Origin of the sequence: Phocaeicola fibrisolvens (assembly GCF_025567125.1) — a bacterium.
GTDB lineage: Bacteria > Bacteroidota > Bacteroidia > Bacteroidales > Bacteroidaceae > Phocaeicola > Phocaeicola fibrisolvens.
Window position 1 is genome coordinate 1 of the sequence record NZ_JAOQJI010000040.1, and the last position, 17,511, is coordinate 17,511.

Below are 17,511 nucleotides of genomic sequence, written 5' to 3' on the forward strand. Positions count from 1 at the left end.
CATACAGACACATTATCTGGAAATCATCAACTTCTTTGAGAAGCGTTCCACAAACGCTGCATCTGAATCCTTCAATGCAAAAATAAAGAGCTTCCGTTCGCAGTTCAGGGGAGTAAAGGACAAGGCCTTCTTTTTGTTCAGACTGGCTAAAATTTATGCTTAATCAACGAATCCCTCAGATTTTTACGTTGAGCCCTGAATCCTTCAATGTATTTATGCAATAATAAACAACAAAAAAAGCATCTTCGAATGGAAGATGCTTTTCGTGACCGCGACAGGATTCAAACCTGTAACCGGCTGATCCGTAGTCAGCTACTCTATTCAGTTGAGCTACGCGGCCAATCAATTCTAAATCTGACCCGAATTGGTGACCACGACAGGATTCAAACCTGTAACCGGCTGATCCGTAGTCAGCTACTCTATTCAGTTGAGCTACGTGGCCAATCAATTCTAAATCTTAAAGGAAAATGGTGACCGCGACAGGATTCAAACCTGTAACCGGCTGATCCGTAGTCAGCTACTCTATTCAGTTGAGCTACGCGGCCAATCATTTTTCAAACCTAACCAGACAAGTGACCGCGACAGGATTCAAACCTGTAACCGGCTGATCCGTAGTCAGCTACTCTATTCAGTTGAGCTACGCGGCCATGTCCTTTTTGTTTGACGGGTGCAAAGGTATAGACTTTGAGTGAAACTTCCAAATATTTCACCGATTTTTTTGCAACAAATTTACTCCATAAAACGGCTTCCAAATATCTGCCAGCCCAATGTGAGACCCAAATTCCAGTCATTACTCGGTGAACTGTAGTGATTTAGATAAGCACAGATAGAGCCGAACGGAAGTCGCACCACGAGGTCCAATTCTCCCATATATTCTACCTGCGAAAAGACTTTTCCATAACGGGCTTTGTTATTTTCTTCTCGAATGGGAAAAATCGGAGCAAATCCGTACATACCCAGCCGCACCTGGAAAACATTATTGAACTGGTAAATCGGGCACACACCCATTCCGATGAACTGATTGGCCCGAAATGCCTCATTGTAGGTAATCCGGCTGTGAGCCGTAGGGGCGAATTCACCTGCCTGCATCATGGTAGCTCGGTAATTATGACTGAAATTGCGCGATGAATAATAAGCCTTCAGGTAAGTACCCAGCGAAAAATTACGCTTCAACTCGTAATATTTCTCCAATTCGTATGAGATTTGCAACCACGACTGGATAAATTTATAGTTTTCCGTATATGCAGCATCCTCCACCCCCGGATAGTAATACTCTGTTCCTGTATAAATATGGGCTGCGAGTCTTTCTCGTCGCCCGGAAGTAGCAAACTGACGGCTGTTAAGTGTATTCCCATCCAAGGCCACCGACCCCCCGAATATAGAATATTTACTGACATCGCGGATATCCGAAGTGAAATCGATGACATTCGTCTGGAAATACTGGTCTTCCAGCTGACCGATACCAATACCGAATTCAGCTTTCTGCCGACTCAGGAAAGGCATGGACACGAAAAGCTTGACGTATTTCTCCTTTTGCTGATTGAAGATGGGCGTATTGCCTTTGCTCAACAGTTTCTCTTGTTTCAGGTAATCGAAAGTAGACAAGGAAGCTACCAGACGATACGAGGTGGGCAGACGCGTCGGCAAGTCGATACGCCCAGACAGTTGCAGGTTGTTGTAAATCTGCCCCAGTTGTCCGTCCAAAGAGAGCTCTTTGGAATAATTGTTCAAGTTGTGATAAGTTGCCCCGATATATACCTGATTGGCTCCGTTGGACCCCACGTTTCCCCCTACCCTGAGTGAAAGATCGTCTTTCATACGTACCTGCAGGTCGAGGTTGAAGTCCTTCTCATAAGGATTATACACGGCATGAGGAATAATCTCGGAAATCATATTGTCGGACGACATCAGCCGGAAATACCCTTTTCTGAGTTCTTCCAAAGAAAATGTACCGTCCTCATCGGCATGAAATTCCTTGCGGATGTATCTTTTCTGCTGATCGTTTGCCCCGTGAATGATGATATTCCGGAAACGGAATTCAGGCATTTTCTGCTTGAAAGCGATGCGTTCCTTTTCCAGCAGACGATAATCCATGCGTCGTGAAATCCGGTTCTTGATAGAATCCATCAGTTCAATGGTGCGATTGTAGCCGATGTCGTGCAGTTCGTCAAAGCGGTCGAAATCCATCAGACTTACATCATCGTACTTGAAAGTCATGAGGATGCCCATGGAATCAGGTACAGAATAATCAGTTTTCTGCATAATCATGCTTTCCAGCTGCCCGATGATATCACCTTCCTTAGGCTTGCCGGGATTGGAACTGACCACACTCCCTATGATAACATCGGGATGAAAGTCTTCAGCCATAATGTTGACGGGAAAATTGTTGTAGATACCTCCGTCGTAAGCCAGTACGGAATCTATTTCGATTGGCTTGAACATGCCCGGGAAACTCATGGAAGCCCGAACGGCATCTCCAAGGTCGCCTTCCTTAAAAATAATAGGACGCTTGTTGTACACATCAGACGCCACACAACGGAATGGCACAAACAGATTGTCGAAATTTCCCCGACATGAGGCAGTGGCCTGCCCGAATAACTCCACAAAGGCCAAATTCATTTGCAACGGGTCGACTACGCTGGAAGGCAAGAACTGTGTCTTTACCTTGTGCAACGGATTTTTCAGCGACACGCGGATGTTGATGAATTCCGGCGTAGGCGGGTTCTTTTTAAAATAGTAAATATATTTTTCCTGTATTCCGCCCGAATACCAACGTTTGAAATCGTCCGACTTGATGAGCTTCTCCATGTCATCCGGCGAGTACCCCATGGCATAAAGCGAGCCGACAATAGCCCCCATAGACGTACCTGCAATGTAATCAATAGGAATGTTGTTTTCTTCCAGTGCGCGGATAATTCCGATATGCGTCAATCCTTTGGCTCCTCCCCCGCTAAGCACCAACCCCACCTTCTGAGCAGATGCTTCCGGGAAAAACAGGCAGAATAGAACGACCAGGATGCTGTATATTTTTTTCATGCAATGAATGTTCCAAATTGTGTTTTCCAAATATAGAAATATTTTTTCATCTTCAGGGAAGATTTCAAATTCTTTTCAGAATCAGGTGCGAACTTTGCCACAAACACATAAAAAAAGAACACTGGTTATGAAGAAACTCGTATTTTGGGCCATGATGACACTAGGTGTAATCAGCCTGCAAAGCTGTGACAAAGAAGACGACAACAACCTGCAAATTTCCGCAGGACTACAGGAAGCATTCGACGCACGTTATCCCCATGCCTCAAGAGTGGACTGGGAACGTACGGGGGAGTTCTATGAAGCAGAGTTTACAGAAAATGGCGGTGAACACAAAGCTTGGTTCACTTTCGAAGGCGTATGGGTAATGACGGAATACGATATTCCTTTCACACGATTGCCGCAAGCCGTACAGGATGCCTTTGCAGCCGGAACGTATGCTTCATGGCGGGTAGATGACGTAGACAAAATCGAAAAGAGCGACATGAGTGTGGTATATATCATCGAGGTGGAATCGGGCACACAAGAATACGAACTGACTTACCTGGAAGACGGTACACTGATTCGTGAGAATACGGAATGGAGCGAACATCTGCCGGTAGCTCCCGACCAGCTATCCAGTGTGAAAGAACTGGTGAAAGAGATGTATCCTCAAGCTTCGATTCTCGACATCGAAGAAGAAAAAGGGAACATTGAGGTGGAAATTCGCGACGGAGGCCGTCAGAAAGAAGTATATTTCAAACTCGCCGATGGGAAACCTGTCTGGATGCATACCTCTTACGAAGTGGAAAGATACGAAATCAAGAATCTTCCCGAAGCTGTGCAACAGGCTTTACAAGCGCTCTCAGGAAGCGGAATGGAAGTAGACGACATCGATTTCTTCGAAACACCCCAAGGAAACTATTACCGTGTAGAAGTGGAAGACCGGGATGTAGACAAATATGTATATGTAGCCGAAAATGGGGAAATGTTACAGATGAGACTTAAAAATCATGTTTAAAAACACAAAATAACAGAGAAAACTGAATCATTTTAGGAAATAAACCGTATATTTGCATTCGGATTTCCCAAATTCACGTGACAAAAGGGGCTCTTCTTTTGCCGCAGAAGTAATGTTCCGGGCAGGAAATCACTGTAAGGACACAGTACCGGATAGTATTAACTAAAATCAAATTACATGCTCAAAAATGTAAAGTGGATTTTTGTTGTATTAGTATTCAGTTCCTTGATTTCTCTGTCATTCGACAAGAGAAATACTCCCACCGAGAAACTTCCGCTTGGGGCACAGGCTCCGGAGTTAGTACTCGGAAAAGAAAAGCAGCCGCTCAGTCTGCAAGCCTCTAAAGGCAATTATATTTTACTGAGCTTCTGGGCCAGTTACGATGCCACGTCGCGTACCCGCAATGCCAGATTGCATCATGTGGTTTCGAACGATGCCCGTGTTGAGATGATTTCCATTTCTTTCGACCGCTATCCGTCAGTTTTCCGGACAGTTGTCAAACAAGACGGTATCACAGACAACGTCTATCAGGAAATGGAGGGTGAAGATTCAGAGATTTTCAAGTCGTACGACCTGAAACACGGTTTTACCAACTGTCTTATAGACGACCGCGGGGTAATTGTGGCAAAGAACGTAAACCCCTCTGAGCTGGCATCGCTGCTACACACAGCCAAAAGCTGATGCCCACCCCTTACAGAAGATGACATGGATACAACAAAAAGCAAAGAGATTTCAAATTCCTTCTCGGTTTTTGAAATCTCTTTTTTATTACCTGTATGCATAAAAAGGTGCAAGGGATTCCCTTAGCACCGTATCTTCAGTTCGTCCAAAATGCGGCGCATCTGCTCGTAGGTGGTGATGCGTGTGGGCACCAGCGGCAGACGCAGGCGGTTCTCAATCATGCCCATCATGCTGAGCATGGCTTTCACACCGGCCGGGTTACCATCGACGAAGAGCAGTTTGAACAACTCCGTAAACTTGTGGTGGATGGTCAGCGCACTGCTATAATCGCCTGCCAGTGCCAGACGGGTCATGCGACTGAATTCCCGCGGAAAAGCGTTTCCGATGACCGAAATGACTCCCACGGCACCCAGTGTAATCAGCGGGAAGGTGATACCGTCGTCGCCCGAAATCACGTCGAAATTCTCCGGCTTATTCTTGATGATATCGTCCATCTGCGAGATGTTGCCCGAAGCCTCCTTAATGGCCACGATGTTCTTGAAGTCGCGTGCCAGCCGCAGAGTCGTTTCGGCCGTCATGTTCACACCTGTACGTCCAGGTACGTTATAGAGCACCACCGGAAGCTTGGTAGCTTCGGCAATGGCTTTGTAATGCTGGTAAATACCTTCCTGCGAAGGTTTATTGTAGTAAGGAACAGCCACCAGTACGGCATCTACTCCCGTGAAGTCTTCGTTTTTCAGGGTGTTGAGTACGGTCTGCGTACAGTTGCTGCTGATACCCAGCAGGATGGGTACACGACCGTTGACGCGTTCTATCACCACCTTCTTGATTTGTCTTTTTTCTTCTTCTGTCAGTGTCGGAGTTTCTGCAGTGGTTCCCAGTACACAAAGAAAATCCACCCCGTTTTGTACCTGATATTCAACGAGTCTCAACAGTGCATCATAATCCACGCTACCGTCACTCTTGAAGGGAGTAATCAGCGCCACCCCCATTCCTTTCAGTCTTCTTGCTATCATAAATGAAATATAAACGCTTTAACGAGTGTACAAAAGTACGAATATTTTCAACTTAACCTATATATTTAATCGTTTTTTTGCCTTTTATAAATAATTTGTAAAGAAATGGCAGTTTCTTACTCACCAATCATTTCGAGAAACTCTTCTTCATTTACAATGCGGATGCCGAGTTTCTGTGCTTTCTCCAGCTTGCTGGGGCCCATGTTCTCGCCGGCCAGAATAAAGCTCGTCTTCTTGGAGATGCTGCCCACGTTCTTTCCTCCGTGCTTTTCAATGAGCGCCTTGTATTCGTCGCGCGAATGGCGGGCAAACACCCCACTGATAACGATGGACTGGCCTTGCAGCTTGTCGGTCTGTCCGGCTGTCTCTTCTTCGCTCACCGCCATCTGCAATCCGGCTTCGCGCAGGCGTTCGATGAGCTGCAGGTTCTTCTCGCTATGGAAATAGCGAAGGATGCTCTGCGCAATCTTCTCGCCGATTTCGTCCACGTGTATCAGGTCGTCCAGTGTGGCCGCCTTCAGCAGGTCGATGGATGGGAACGCCCGCGCCACTTTCTTGGCCACGGTCTCGCCCACAAAGCGGATGCCCAAGGCAAAGAGTACCCGTTCGTAGGGCACGGTCTTCGACTTCTCCACTCCCTGGATGATGTTCTCGGCCGATTTCTCGCCCATGCGGTTCAGGCGGCAAATGTCGGCTGCCTGCAACGTATAGAGGTCGGCCACGTCGTGAATCAGTCCTTCCTGATAGAACTGGTCGACCGTCTCCGGGCCCAGTCCCTCGATGTTCATCGCGCGGCGGCTGATGAAATGCTCGATACGCCCCTTGATTTGCGTGGGACAGCCGTCCTCGTTCGTACAGTAGTGGGCCGCTTCGTCTTCGTAGCGCACCAGCTTGCTGCCGCACTCCGGACAGTGCGTGATGAAGGTCACCTTCTCGCTGCCTGCCGGACGCGCATCCTTGTCCACTCCCGTAATCTTCGGGATGATTTCGCCTCCCTTTTCCACGTACACCATGTCGCCCAGGTGCAGGTCGAGCGCCTCGATGATGTCGGCATTGTGGAGCGAAGCCCGCTTCACCACCGTTCCCGAAAGCTGCACCGGCTCCAGGTTGGCCACGGGAGTGACGGCCCCCGTACGTCCCACCTGATACGTTACCTTCAGCAGCTTGGTGCATGCCTGCTCCGCCTGGAACTTGTAGGCGATGGCCCAGCGTGGCGACTTGGCCGTATAGCCCAGGTTACGCTGCTGACGCAGGGAGTTTACCTTCAGCACAATGCCGTCGGTAGCCACCGGCAGGTTCTTGCGTTCCAGATCCCAGTAGTTGATGAAGTCGAACACCTCCTGCAGTGTGCGCACCTTGCGCATGTGCGAAGAAATCTTGAAGCCCCAGCGTGCGGCCTCCTGCAAGTTCTCATAGTGCCCGTCGTGCGGCAGCTCTTCTCCTAGTAAATAATATAGGTACGCGTCGAGTTTGCGCGAAGCCACCACCGCCGAGTTCTGCGACTTGAGTGTGCCCGATGCCGCATTACGCGGGTTGGCAAACAGCGGTTCCTCGCGTTCCTCCCGTTCGCGGTTCAGCTCCTCGAACACCGTCCATGGCATCAGAATCTCGCCACGGATTTCAAACTGGCGGGGATAGCCTTCGCCCGACAGACGCAACGGGATGGAACGGATGGTCTTCACGTTGTCCGTCACGTCGTCGCCCCGCACACCGTCTCCGCGGGTCACCGCCTGCACCAGCTGCCCGTCTTCGTAGGTCAGCGAGATGGACGTCCCGTCGAACTTCAGTTCACAGCAGATTTCGAAATCCTCGTTCAGCGCTTTCCGCACCCGTTCGTAGAACTCCCGTACCTCCGCCTCGGAATACGTGTTGCCCAGCGAAAGCATGGGATACTTGTGTTCCACCTGGCGGAACTCCTTGTTCAAGTCGCTGCCCACGCGCACGCTCGGCGAGTTCGGGTCGTAGTGTTCGGGATGTTTCGCCTCCAGGTCCTGCAGTTCGCGCATCAAGTGGTCGAATTCCTGGTCGCTGATGGTGGGGGCATTGAGAATGTAGTAGTTATGATTGTGCGTGTGCAATTCTTCACGCAATTGGTCGATTCTTTCTATTTCTGTCATGACATTAAAGCGTAATGTTTCATGCAAAAGTAGCAAAAATATTCGTACTTTTGCAAAAAACAATCGCAGACAAATGAGAATAGACATTATAACCGTATTGCCTGAAATGATTGAAGGGTTCTTCAATTACTCCATCATGAGCCGGGCACAGAAGAAAGGAATTGCCGAGATTCACATCCACAACCTACGCGACTACGCGTACGACCGTTACCGCAAGGTGGACGACTATCCGTTCGGGGGATGTGCGGGCATGGTGATGAAGATTGAGCCGATTGACCGTTGCATTTCCGCGCTGAAAGCGGAACGGGATTACGACGAGGTGATTTTCACGACGCCCGATGGAGAGCAGTTCAACCAGAAGATGGCGAACACGCTGTCGCTGTCGCAGAACCTGATTATCCTGTGTGGGCATTTCAAGGGCATCGACTATCGTATCCGCGAGCATTTCATCACGAAGGAAATCAGCATCGGCGACTATGTGCTGACGGGCGGTGAGCTGGCGGCAGCGGTGATTGCCGATTCCATTGTCCGCATCATTCCAGGAGTGATTTCCGATGAGCAGTCGGCCTTGTCCGATTCGTTCCAGGACAACCTGCTGGCTCCTCCGGTGTACACCCGTCCGGCAGACTACAAGGGCTGGAAGGTGCCCGACATCCTGCTGTCGGGGCATGAAGCGAAGATTCGAGAATGGGAGTTCCAGCAGTCGCTCGAACGGACGAAGCGTTTGCGTCCGGATTTGCTGGAAGAGAAATAAACAAAACAGAATAAATCCAAATGATGCAGGGCCGGAATTCGAAAAGAATCCGGCCCTGTATAAACACATTCATCAAAGATACTACCTTCACTTAATCACCAGAATCGGTGTATTGGAATGGAAAATCATCCGGCGAGCAATGCTCGGATTGAACAGACGGGCAAAAATGTTCCGCTTGTAATTGGATAAGCACAGCACATCGATTCCTTTTTCCTTTACATAGTTGTCCAAATTGCTGAGCAGGCTATCTTCTCCCATCATGTCGTAGTCTATCGTCAGCTGCGGATACTGCTTCTTAAAGTACTCCTGAATACCGACCAACTTGATTTCATTCCACGTACGTTTTTGCGCATTGTCACTCAAATGGATGAACGAAACCTCAAAGTGATAATCCTTGAAAGTAGTTACCAATGAGTCAAACGCAATCAAATCACGCTGGTCAAAGCTGGTAAAGAATGCAATCTTATGGATTTCATCGAAGTTCTTCTTGGTCGCATTTTTCGGAATGGCGTATACAAACACCGGACTACGGTCAATGATTTCAGCCGTCACGCTACCAATCAGATCCATTTCCTTCTCTCCCTTTCCTCGGGTTCCCATGATGATGATAAGCGGCTTTTCTTCGCGTGCATAATGCAGGATTTCCTCTTCAGGCACTCCTTCCTTCAGCACACAGGTATATTTCACGTCGGGCAACTCTCCCTTCGCAATCCGGTCTTTTATGCCGTCGGTCAACTTCTTCAGTTGTTCATGAATGTTGTCGAGCATACTTTTAATGCCCAATTCATGTTCCATAGGCAGTCCGTAACTCTCGGTGGCATATTGCAGGCTAGGCATATACACCGGGCTGAAATACACATGCATCAATACTACCTCCGCTTGAATCTTAGCAGCAAAATTGAATCCAAACTCACACGCAGCCATTGAATAATCGGAAAAATCGACCGGAACCAATATCTGCTTGCCATGTTTCTCTTCCGTTTTCTCCTCGTTGACTACATCCTCGGCCAGCCACGTAGAACTTTCAATGATTTTCAAAGCCCTGGGCAAGTCACTCTCCCGGATACGTATCCTCACGCCCGAAGATATGACGGGCTGAATCAGATTGACATTATGGATGCATGCCTCAATTCCTTCATTTTCAAGCACATTCTTCAGAATCTGAGCCTTAGAATAAGTAAGAATGGCCAGTGTAACAAGTTTTTCTTCCATGGCTTCTGCTTTTAAAGGGTTAATATCATTAAACAAGAAGGGCTGCAACAAGAACGGATACTCTCCTTCTCCCTGTTACAGCCCTGTTTTATCAAGCACGTTGTACTTCTTTCAGAATGGCTATTGCCTTGTCGAGCACCGTGGTATCATCCAGCATAACCAACCCGCCGTCAGGCCCTGGTTCCAAGTGGATACCCACGCTTTTTCCGTCCTTAAAATTATGTCCTCCAAAGAAATTTCGCACCGTTTCCACACTGAGATTCAATTCGTCGGCAATACGATGCATGCTGCCCGAGGGCAATGAGTCTTTGATTTTACGAAGTTCGTTAAATGTTATCGTTCTGTTCATAGTAATCAAAATTAAGCGTTAGACAAATATGTTAATTGTTTCTTTTTTAATTCTCGATTTAAATATAGTAAAAGATTATGAGTAGACAAAACCTATCACGTTTTTTTTCAAATTTACTTGACAGACCGACTAGAAATTCAGAAATTTTGCCACTGCCATTCCCTTGATAACGGCATAAAAATAGGTCAGCAGCAAAGTCGCATGCAAGAGAAAGATGTCGTCCTTTGTATATCCGCTTGCCGTATACTGGGTGGAGATATACTGTGGACTGTCATCAAAGAAGCGCTTGCAAAGATAAGCATACAGGAAATACACCAATGTGCCCACCAGCATCCCTTCCACTGCTCCACACAGAATATCACCGGGATAATGCACTCCCAGATAAATGCGTGAATACGAAGGTATCAACGCCCAAAGAAACATCATGCACGTGAACGGTAAATAGCGTACCAGCAATGAAGCAAACATGGCCACCGCAAAGGTGTTGGCCGCATGGCTGGAAATAAATCCGTACAAACCGCCACGATAACCGTTGACCGTCTGTACCATGTACATCAGCTCCGGATCCTGTGCAGGGCGGAAACGGGCAAAATAAGGCTTGCAAATACCCGACGCAATCTGGTCGGCCAGTGTCACGGAAAGGGCAAACATCAATACAATGACAAGCCCTTGCGGTATACGGTTGTTCTTGAAAATGACATACAGCAACACCACCAAAGCTGGAATCCATGTACGTGTATCGGTCACCGTCCACATGAATCCATCCCAAAACAAGGAGTCACTTCCGTTCAACGAAAGCAGCAATGCCTTGTCGGCCTCTATGAGTTGCTGTATGTCTGCCATTTCTATGTCTGAATTAAATGAGTTCTATTGCTTCTGTCTTCACCCAGCCTTTGTTGCCGTCTTCCAGGCGGATTTCTTTCCAGCCCTTCATGGAATTGTCCTCGATGAAGACCTTCGTTCCTTCGTGAAGCACGAACAGGTCGGTACCGCTTTCGTTCGGCGTGCTCTTGACGTTAATGGTCGGTTCCATCACAATGGCACCTGTACGGTCTACAAGTTCTGACTTCTGTTCGCTGGCAAAAAGATTGGTACATACCGTCACCACCAGAAATACTACACCTACGATGAATCCCGTCTTCTTAATCCAAAGACGGTTGCCGAAGATATAGAAAGAAACCCCAATCAGCAAAAGAATGAAGGAGAAAATTCCTACATATCCCCAGCTTTTCTCGCTCATCAGGTTGACCAGCGACTTATACCAGGTGACGATAAACACCTCGGCTGTCGGCGTGATGTTGTCCACCGTCTTGCTCCGGGCCATATCCAGGTTGAAGCGGATATCGGCATCTCCCGGGCTCAGCAAAAGTGCCCGTTCATAGTTGAGCACTGCCTTAGGCGTGTTCTTCATCTTGAAGTAGGCATTACCCAGATTATAATAGATATCGGCCGACTCGCCCTGCGTTTGCAAGATTTGCTCGTACATGGCAGCCGCCTCACTGAACTGGTTCTTCTGGTATGCTTCGTCAGCCTCCGCCTTGGTGGGGGCCGCCATCGCAAACTGGATGCACCCAATCAGCCCAATCAATAGTAAAGACAATTTCTTCATATCTAGTTGCTCTCCTATCCGTTTTTAATGTTTGATACTGTTTTCCATTTTACTGATCACTTCCACGGAAGCGGAATAAACCTTGTCCATGGCCTCGTTCTCATCGCCCGGCGCATAACGTGCGTATTCACATTCGTTGAGCACCCCAATGAACTCGGCAATCAGGGCCTCCTCTACGCCGTAGTTGGCCAGTTCGGCTTCGATGTTGTCCTTTGAAAGCTGTGACACCGGAATACTGAGCTTGTCGCTGATGTATCCCCACAAGGCCTTCAGCACCTCATCGTAGAACTCGTTCTTCTTGTTTTCGGCCAACAGCTTGCCAGCCAGTTTCATACGGCGGGTAGCCACCTTGTTGGCCTTCTTGGTCTTCATCTTGGCCACGTTGGCATTATCAAGAGCCTTCTGCCGATAAATCACCGCAAAGACGATGAACAGCAGCAATGGAATCAGATACCACAAGTAATAGCCTACGCTGCCGAAGAAGAATTCACCTTTCGGACGGAGGGTCGTATTGCCCAGCTTGATGAAGCGGACATCCTTGCCCAGCATCTTCACGTTCTCCTTGTTGGTGAAATCCGCAATCACCTGATCGGCATTGCCCTGTCCCTTTGCCACTTTCAAGTTATAAGCCTCTGTCTTGAGCGTCTTGTAACTGTTGCTCTTCAGGTCGAAATACGTGAATTCCACTGCCGGAACGGTAAAGTTACCGGCATGGCGCGGAATAGCCAGATATTCGAAGGTCTTTGTACCCGTCAGTCCGCTGCTGGTCAGCTTGTAGTTGTCGGTCACTTTCGGATCATACACCTCAAAATCCTGCGGGAACTTGATGTCGGGCGTACTGATCAGTTTCATGTTACCCGTACCCGTCAGGGTCAGCTTGATGGTTACGGCATCGTTGGTCTTCACGTCGGTAGCGTTGATAGACGAAGCCAGCTTGAAGTCACCCACCGCGCCCGAGAATCCGGCAGGTTTAGCCGGAAGCGGCTGTACGTTGATGACCAGCTTGGGAGTAGTGATTTTCTTTTTCACCTCCACGTATCCCCCGCCATTGAAGAACGCGTCAAACGGATCTTCGGAAGCTGTCTGCTGGGCAATCACCCCATCGAACGTGATGGAAGGAATCTCCAGTTTGCCGGTCTGCTGCGGGAACAGTACATACTGGCTCCACACCGTCGTATTGTAATTCCGTCCCTTATAATGCTCCAGCGTGAAAGTCTTCTGCTGCGGCAATTCCACTTCCTGCGTATGAAAGCCTTTCAAGTCGGGCATATCCCCACGAAGTTGGCGCAGATTCACCACGGTATACACCTTGTAAGTCAACAGAATGGCTTCCTGTTCGTGTACAGTCGTCTTGCTGGCCGTAGCCGTGATAAACAAATCATTAGACGTAATCCGGCTGCCTGCCACCTGACTCCGGGAGGAAGAACCGCTTCCCCCACCGTTTCCTCCGCTCTTCGATGCCTGATCCTGCGGAAGCACCTTGATGGAAATGGCATTCGAAAACACTTTCTTTCCATCCACTTCCACACTGGCTGCGGGAATGGTGTAAGTACCCGGATTACCCGCCAACAGGATATACGTAAAAGCCGTCGAGCTGCTCGACGTACGCTTTCCGTTGATAATCTGGATGCTGCTCTGCTGAGAACGGCTCGGTCCCATCAGCACATCGAAGCCCTTGATAGAAGGTGCCCGGAAGTCCTTGATATCTTGCGAATTGACCGTGAAGACGAGACGCACCTGGTCACCACTGACCACCACGTCGGCAGCTTCCGCCACAAACCGTACGTTGTCAGCCTTCACCTGTCCTACGGCAAGTATCATAAAAAGTAAGAATATTATCTTTCGCATTATTCTTTGATTTATAATTATTCGTTTGTTCTTCATCTTTGTTGGTTTACCAGTCCTTCTCCAGTTTACGGCCCTGCACCTGAATCTGCTTCTTCACCTTGTCCTGCACGTTCTTTTCGTCCTGCATGGCAGCGTTAAGCAACTGTTCGGCATTCTCTTTCGACATCTGGTTCTGATTCTGCTGCGGTTGCTGCGGATTCTGCTGGTCTTTCTTGTTCTGGTCTTGCTGGTCCTTGTTCTGCTGTTTGCCGTCCTGCTTCTGGTCCTGCTTGTTCTGTTTCTGGTCCTGATTCTGCTGGTTCTGCTGCTGGTCTTTCAGCTGCTTCTGCGCCAGTGCCAGGTTGTAGCGGGTTTCATTGTCCTTCGGATTGTTGCGCAGGGATTCCTTATAGGCTTCGATACACTGTGGCAACTGTTTGGACGACTGCAGGATAACACCCATGTTATGGTAAATCTGCGCCAGCTTCATCTTGTCCTTTTCAATCTTTGAAGCAGCGGTAAACTGTTCCATGGCCTCCTTCCCCTTCTGCTGCATCAGCAACGCATTGCCCAGGTTGTACATGGCATCGGTCGACTTGGGATTCAGTTCCAGTGCCTTCCGGTAGTCCACTTCTGCCTTGACAAACAAACTGTCCTTGTAGAGTTTGTTGCCGCTCCGCAGAAAATCACGGTCTGTTTTCTGTGCGTAACCCGCCACAGCAGTCATGGCCAGGCACATACACAGCATATATCCTTTCACTTTCATCTCCAATTTCATTTAAAGAGTTTCACATTCTTGAAAAGCGGATTCTTGCGGTTCAGAATCATCAGGTCGGCAGCCAGCAACAAGAGGGCCAGCCAGGCCAGTACCTGGAACTGCTCGTCGAATTCCGTAAAGACCTGAGTCTCCACGTCCGCCTTTGCCAGTTTGTTGATTTCCGCGTTCAAGGCTCTCTCCGCATTGTTGGTGTTGTCCACCCGCACATAAATGCCGTTTCCCGCCTTGGCGATTTCCTGACACATCTGTTCGTTCAGACGGGTCACAATCACATTACCGTCCTTATCGCGGCGGAACTCGTTGCTGCCTTCCACCGGAATGGGTGAACCGTCGGGCGAACCAACACCCAGCACAAACACGCGGATTCCTTTCTTGGCGGCTGCCTGTGCAGCTTCTATCGCTCCTCCTTCGTGGTTTTCTCCATCCGTAATCAGCACGATGGCTCTTCCTACGCCTTCATTCGGCGTGAAACTTTTCATGGCCAGGTCGATAGCCCCGCCGATATCCGTACCCTGCGTGGTAATCAACGATGGAGAAATGGTTTCCAGGAACATCTTGGCCGATACATAGTCGCTCGTAATCGGGAGCTGTGTAAAGGCCTGACCTGCAAACACAATCATGGCCACTTTGTCGTTGTTGAACGTTTCCACCAGACGGGAAATCAGTTTCTTCGACTTCTCCAGACGGCTGGGAGTGACATCCTGTGCCAACATAGAGTTGGAAATATCCAGTGCCACCACGGTTTCCACACCTTGCCGTTTCACCGTCTCCATCTTGGAACCGAACTGCGGACGGGCCAGCATGAAAATCACCATGGCCAGTGCAGCAAAAGTCAGCCAGAACTTGACATCGGGACGGTATTTGGACACATCCGGCATCAAGTGTGCCAGCAGTTCCGGACTACCGTATTCGCGCAAGCGCTTGCGGCGGCGGTAGTTCGTATAAAAATAGAACACAGCCAGCAAGGGCAGCACAATCAGTAAATATAAATATTGAGGTTCTCCAAATCGAAACATGGCTTCTTCTTTTAAGGTATTTTCTTTAATACTGTATTCCGCAACAGGATTTCAAGCAGGATGCTCAGGAACGCAATCAGGGCAAACACCTGATAAGCCTCTTCGCGCTTGCTGAATTCCTTCACGTTCAGTTTCGTCTTCTCCAGTTTGTCAATCTCGCGGTATACTTCTTTCAGCTTAGTATTGCTGGTAGCCCGGAAATAGTTTCCGTTGGTAGTACCAGCAATCTGACTCATGGTCTGTTCGTCGATTTCCACCGGCATCTGCACATACTGCACACCCGCGTATGTCAGCATCGGATAAGGTGCCGTTCCGTTGGTTCCTACACCGATGGTGTACACGCGGATGCCAAACTGCTTGGCAATTTCGGCTGCCGTCAGCGGAGAGATGTCTCCCCGGTTGTTCACACCATCCGTCAACAGGATAATCACCTTCGACTTGGCCTTGCTGTCTTTCAGACGGCTCACCGCGTTGGCCAGTCCCATACCCAATGCCGTACCGTCCTCAATCATTCCACGCTGTACCATGTCGCAGCCCACACTCTGGAACAAGTTCAGCAACACCCCGTGATCGACCGTCAGCGGACACTGCGTGAAAGCCTCTCCCGCAAAGATGGTCAGACCGATGTTGTCGTTCGGACGTCCGTTGATGAACTCCGCCGCCACCTGCTTGGCCGCCTCGATACGGTTCGGCTTCAAGTCCTCTGCCAGCATACTGGTCGATACGTCGACCGCCAGCATGATGTCGATACCTTCAATTTCCGTATTCTGCCAGTTATCCGTAGTCTGCGGGCGTGCCAGCACCAGCACAATCATCACAAACGTCAAGATACGGAGCACGAACGGCGCGTGCAGCAAATACACCTTCCAACTGCGCGGAGCCTGCATGTACATCCGTGTGGTGGATACCTGCATGGTCGGTTCCGTTTTCTTGCGGCGCATCACGTACCACACGATATACGGAATCAGCAGCAACAGCAGGAACAGATATTCTATATTCGCAAAAATCATAGTCTCAACTCATTTTAAAATTAAAAAAAGAGGTCGATGAGGTGACGCACAGACAGATACAAGGCAATCAGTGCGGCTACACCCGTGATGGCAATGCTGCAGAGCAGTACAATCCGTCCCTGTTTGGAACGTTTTTCCTCCACCTTGATTTCCGTAGGCTCCTTCTTGGCGTTCGGATCTTCCTCTATCTTGGTCTGGTTGATGAAATCCACGGCATTCACCAGGTTCATGTCGTTCTCGTTCATCAGCGGCGCATATTTGGCAAACTTCACCAGGTCGGCCGTTTCGAACATCGCCTTCAGGTCGCGGATGGAATCCTTGTCCTTTTCCTCCAGCAAGCGTTCAATGATTTCCGAAGAAGTCATCTCCATGGCATTGAAGCCGAAACGCTCCTTTATATATACACGAATCACATCGGTCAGTTCCGTGTAATATGCTTTCGGGTCCTCCCGCTTGGCAGCCTTGTCGGCCTTGATGGTCTCAATCTTCTTCATGGCAGCCAGATGAGGAGGCAACTTCGGTTCTATCTTGATAATCTTGATAATCGGCTTGTTGTCGCGATAGCGGATGACAAAGAAGACGGTCACCACTCCCAATGCGATGAACAACAGGATGGAATACACCAGCGGAGCCAGGTCATCCCATGTGAGAGGTACCTCCTGAATGGTTTTCGGACCAAAGAACTGGTCGGGATGCAGCGTATCCACCGGGATGGAATACACCTTCAGGGCCAGCGCCTTGGAACGGTAAGCCTTGTCGTTGACCAACACTTCGAACGGCGGCAGGTAATACAGTGCCGAGTCGAAAGAAGTCACCGTATATTCCTGTGAAATCAGCCAGCGCTTGTTGTCGTTGAGCAACTGGGTATCCGGCTTGGCCACATCCAGAATCTCCACTCCCCTGACCAGCGTGTCACGAAGCTGCGGCAACCTCAGTTTCTGGTTGGCATCCATGCTGACCTGCAACTTGATTTTGGCCTGCTCGCCAATCAGCAATTGAAGAGAGTCGATAGTCGCTTCCACTGTTACCGACTGGGCTTTCAGTCCGGACACTCCGCACAAAATCAGTACCGCGCAGCAACATGCCTTTATCATTTTCGTGTAATATAA

Annotated in this window: 16 protein-coding genes and 4 tRNA genes; 4 read left to right on the forward strand and 16 right to left on the reverse strand. The window is 49.0% G+C overall.

Going from position 1 to position 17,511, the window contains the following annotated elements:
* A partial coding sequence (locus tag OCV81_RS13645; RefSeq protein ID WP_148330561.1) for a transposase occupies positions 1 to 163 on the forward strand: 163 nt, incomplete at its 5' end.
* A 103-nt stretch (positions 164 to 266) separates the two neighbouring features.
* On the opposite strand, the gene OCV81_RS13650 is transcribed toward OCV81_RS13645, so the two are convergent.
* The 5 genes from OCV81_RS13650 to OCV81_RS13670 form a co-directional block, all read right to left on the reverse strand.
* Positions 267 to 340: transfer RNA gene (locus OCV81_RS13650), tRNA-Arg, on the reverse strand.
* Between the two features lie 25 nt (positions 341 to 365).
* Positions 366 to 442: transfer RNA gene (locus OCV81_RS13655), tRNA-Arg, on the reverse strand.
* 26 nt (positions 443 to 468) lie between these two features.
* Positions 469 to 545, reverse strand: a tRNA-Arg gene (locus tag OCV81_RS13660).
* A gap of 28 nt (positions 546 to 573) precedes the next feature.
* A tRNA-Arg gene (locus OCV81_RS13665) sits at positions 574 to 647 on the reverse strand.
* Between the two features lie 82 nt (positions 648 to 729).
* On the reverse strand, positions 730 to 3,036 hold the full coding sequence (locus tag OCV81_RS13670; RefSeq protein ID WP_148330563.1) for a patatin-like phospholipase family protein: 2,307 nt from the start codon (positions 3,034 to 3,036) through the stop codon (positions 730 to 732).
* 127 nt (positions 3,037 to 3,163) lie between these two features.
* Between OCV81_RS13670 and OCV81_RS13675 the strand changes: the two genes are divergently transcribed.
* Positions 3,164 to 4,033: a PepSY-like domain-containing protein gene (locus OCV81_RS13675; RefSeq protein WP_262640369.1), complete on the forward strand. Its 870-nt coding sequence runs from the start codon at positions 3,164 to 3,166 to the stop codon at positions 4,031 to 4,033.
* A 177-nt stretch (positions 4,034 to 4,210) separates the two neighbouring features.
* Complete coding sequence (locus tag OCV81_RS13680) at positions 4,211 to 4,714, forward strand: thioredoxin family protein (RefSeq protein WP_148330567.1); 504 nt, start codon at positions 4,211 to 4,213, stop codon at positions 4,712 to 4,714.
* A 122-nt stretch (positions 4,715 to 4,836) separates the two neighbouring features.
* Here the strand turns inward: OCV81_RS13680 and dapA are convergent, their stop codons facing one another.
* Together dapA and ligA are read right to left on the reverse strand one after the other, a co-directional pair.
* Complete coding sequence (gene dapA / locus OCV81_RS13685; RefSeq protein ID WP_148330569.1) at positions 4,837 to 5,730, reverse strand: 4-hydroxy-tetrahydrodipicolinate synthase; 894 nt, start codon at positions 5,728 to 5,730, stop codon at positions 4,837 to 4,839.
* A 116-nt stretch (positions 5,731 to 5,846) separates the two neighbouring features.
* On the reverse strand, positions 5,847 to 7,847 hold the full coding sequence (ligA, locus tag OCV81_RS13690; protein ID WP_148330571.1) for an NAD-dependent DNA ligase LigA: 2,001 nt from the start codon (positions 7,845 to 7,847) through the stop codon (positions 5,847 to 5,849).
* Positions 7,848 to 7,920: 73 nt separating this feature from the next.
* On the opposite strand from ligA, the gene trmD reads away from it, so the two are divergent.
* On the forward strand, positions 7,921 to 8,601 hold the full coding sequence (trmD, locus tag OCV81_RS13695) for a tRNA (guanosine(37)-N1)-methyltransferase TrmD (RefSeq protein ID WP_022353701.1): 681 nt from the start codon (positions 7,921 to 7,923) through the stop codon (positions 8,599 to 8,601).
* 87 nt (positions 8,602 to 8,688) lie between these two features.
* On the opposite strand, the gene OCV81_RS13700 is transcribed toward trmD, so the two are convergent.
* The 9 genes from OCV81_RS13700 to OCV81_RS13740 all read right to left on the reverse strand — a co-directional run bounded on the left by OCV81_RS13700 (position 8,689) and on the right by OCV81_RS13740 (position 17,496).
* Entirely contained in the window at positions 8,689 to 9,813 is a 1,125-nt protein-coding gene (locus OCV81_RS13700; protein ID WP_022353702.1) for a universal stress protein, read from the reverse strand.
* 91 nt (positions 9,814 to 9,904) lie between these two features.
* Positions 9,905 to 10,162 (reverse strand): hypothetical protein, encoded by a 258-nt coding sequence (locus OCV81_RS13705; protein WP_022353703.1) that lies wholly within the window; start codon positions 10,160 to 10,162, stop codon positions 9,905 to 9,907.
* Positions 10,163 to 10,291: 129 nt separating this feature from the next.
* Entirely contained in the window at positions 10,292 to 11,005 is a 714-nt protein-coding gene (locus OCV81_RS13710) for a phosphatase PAP2 family protein (RefSeq protein WP_148330573.1), read from the reverse strand.
* Between the two features lie 13 nt (positions 11,006 to 11,018).
* On the reverse strand, positions 11,019 to 11,771 hold the full coding sequence (locus OCV81_RS13715; protein WP_148330575.1) for a tetratricopeptide repeat protein: 753 nt from the start codon (positions 11,769 to 11,771) through the stop codon (positions 11,019 to 11,021).
* 24 nt (positions 11,772 to 11,795) lie between these two features.
* Entirely contained in the window at positions 11,796 to 13,619 is a 1,824-nt protein-coding gene (locus OCV81_RS13720; protein ID WP_148330577.1) for a BatD family protein, read from the reverse strand.
* 46 nt (positions 13,620 to 13,665) lie between these two features.
* Positions 13,666 to 14,364 (reverse strand): tetratricopeptide repeat protein, encoded by a 699-nt coding sequence (locus OCV81_RS13725; RefSeq protein WP_394802547.1) that lies wholly within the window; start codon positions 14,362 to 14,364, stop codon positions 13,666 to 13,668.
* Between the two features lie 8 nt (positions 14,365 to 14,372).
* Positions 14,373 to 15,392: a vWA domain-containing protein gene (locus OCV81_RS13730; protein WP_148330579.1), complete on the reverse strand. Its 1,020-nt coding sequence runs from the start codon at positions 15,390 to 15,392 to the stop codon at positions 14,373 to 14,375.
* An 11-nt stretch (positions 15,393 to 15,403) separates the two neighbouring features.
* Positions 15,404 to 16,402, reverse strand: a complete 999-nt coding sequence (locus tag OCV81_RS13735) for a vWA domain-containing protein (RefSeq protein ID WP_148330581.1) — start codon at positions 16,400 to 16,402, stop codon at positions 15,404 to 15,406.
* 20 nt (positions 16,403 to 16,422) lie between these two features.
* Positions 16,423 to 17,496 carry a BatD family protein gene (locus OCV81_RS13740; protein WP_139255748.1) on the reverse strand — a complete coding sequence of 358 codons (1,074 nt, stop codon included), beginning with the start codon at positions 17,494 to 17,496 and terminating at the stop codon, positions 16,423 to 16,425.
* Positions 17,497 to 17,511 lie beyond the last annotated feature (15 nt).

Coding starts and splice junctions, on each gene's coding strand:
- OCV81_RS13710 (WP_148330573.1), bottom strand. CDS start 11,005: ATGGCAGACATACAGCAACTCATAGAGGCCGACAAGGCATTGCTGCTT.
- ligA (WP_148330571.1), bottom strand. CDS start 7,847: ATGACAGAAATAGAAAGAATCGACCAATTGCGTGAAGAATTGCACACG.
- OCV81_RS13725 (WP_394802547.1), bottom strand. CDS start 14,364: ATGAAAGTGAAAGGATATATGCTGTGTATGTGCCTGGCCATGACTGCT.
- OCV81_RS13740 (WP_139255748.1), bottom strand. CDS start 17,496: ATGATAAAGGCATGTTGCTGCGCGGTACTGATTTTGTGCGGAGTGTCC.
- OCV81_RS13705 (WP_022353703.1), bottom strand. CDS start 10,162: ATGAACAGAACGATAACATTTAACGAACTTCGTAAAATCAAAGACTCA.
- trmD (WP_022353701.1), top strand. CDS start 7,921: ATGAGAATAGACATTATAACCGTATTGCCTGAAATGATTGAAGGGTTC.
- OCV81_RS13735 (WP_148330581.1), bottom strand. CDS start 16,402: ATGATTTTTGCGAATATAGAATATCTGTTCCTGCTGTTGCTGCTGATT.
- dapA (WP_148330569.1), bottom strand. CDS start 5,730: ATGATAGCAAGAAGACTGAAAGGAATGGGGGTGGCGCTGATTACTCCC.
- OCV81_RS13680 (WP_148330567.1), top strand. CDS start 4,211: ATGCTCAAAAATGTAAAGTGGATTTTTGTTGTATTAGTATTCAGTTCC.
- OCV81_RS13675 (WP_262640369.1), top strand. CDS start 3,164: ATGAAGAAACTCGTATTTTGGGCCATGATGACACTAGGTGTAATCAGC.
- OCV81_RS13730 (WP_148330579.1), bottom strand. CDS start 15,392: ATGTTTCGATTTGGAGAACCTCAATATTTATATTTACTGATTGTGCTG.
- OCV81_RS13715 (WP_148330575.1), bottom strand. CDS start 11,771: ATGAAGAAATTGTCTTTACTATTGATTGGGCTGATTGGGTGCATCCAG.
- OCV81_RS13670 (WP_148330563.1), bottom strand. CDS start 3,036: ATGAAAAAAATATACAGCATCCTGGTCGTTCTATTCTGCCTGTTTTTC.
- OCV81_RS13700 (WP_022353702.1), bottom strand. CDS start 9,813: ATGGAAGAAAAACTTGTTACACTGGCCATTCTTACTTATTCTAAGGCT.
- OCV81_RS13720 (WP_148330577.1), bottom strand. CDS start 13,619: ATGCGAAAGATAATATTCTTACTTTTTATGATACTTGCCGTAGGACAG.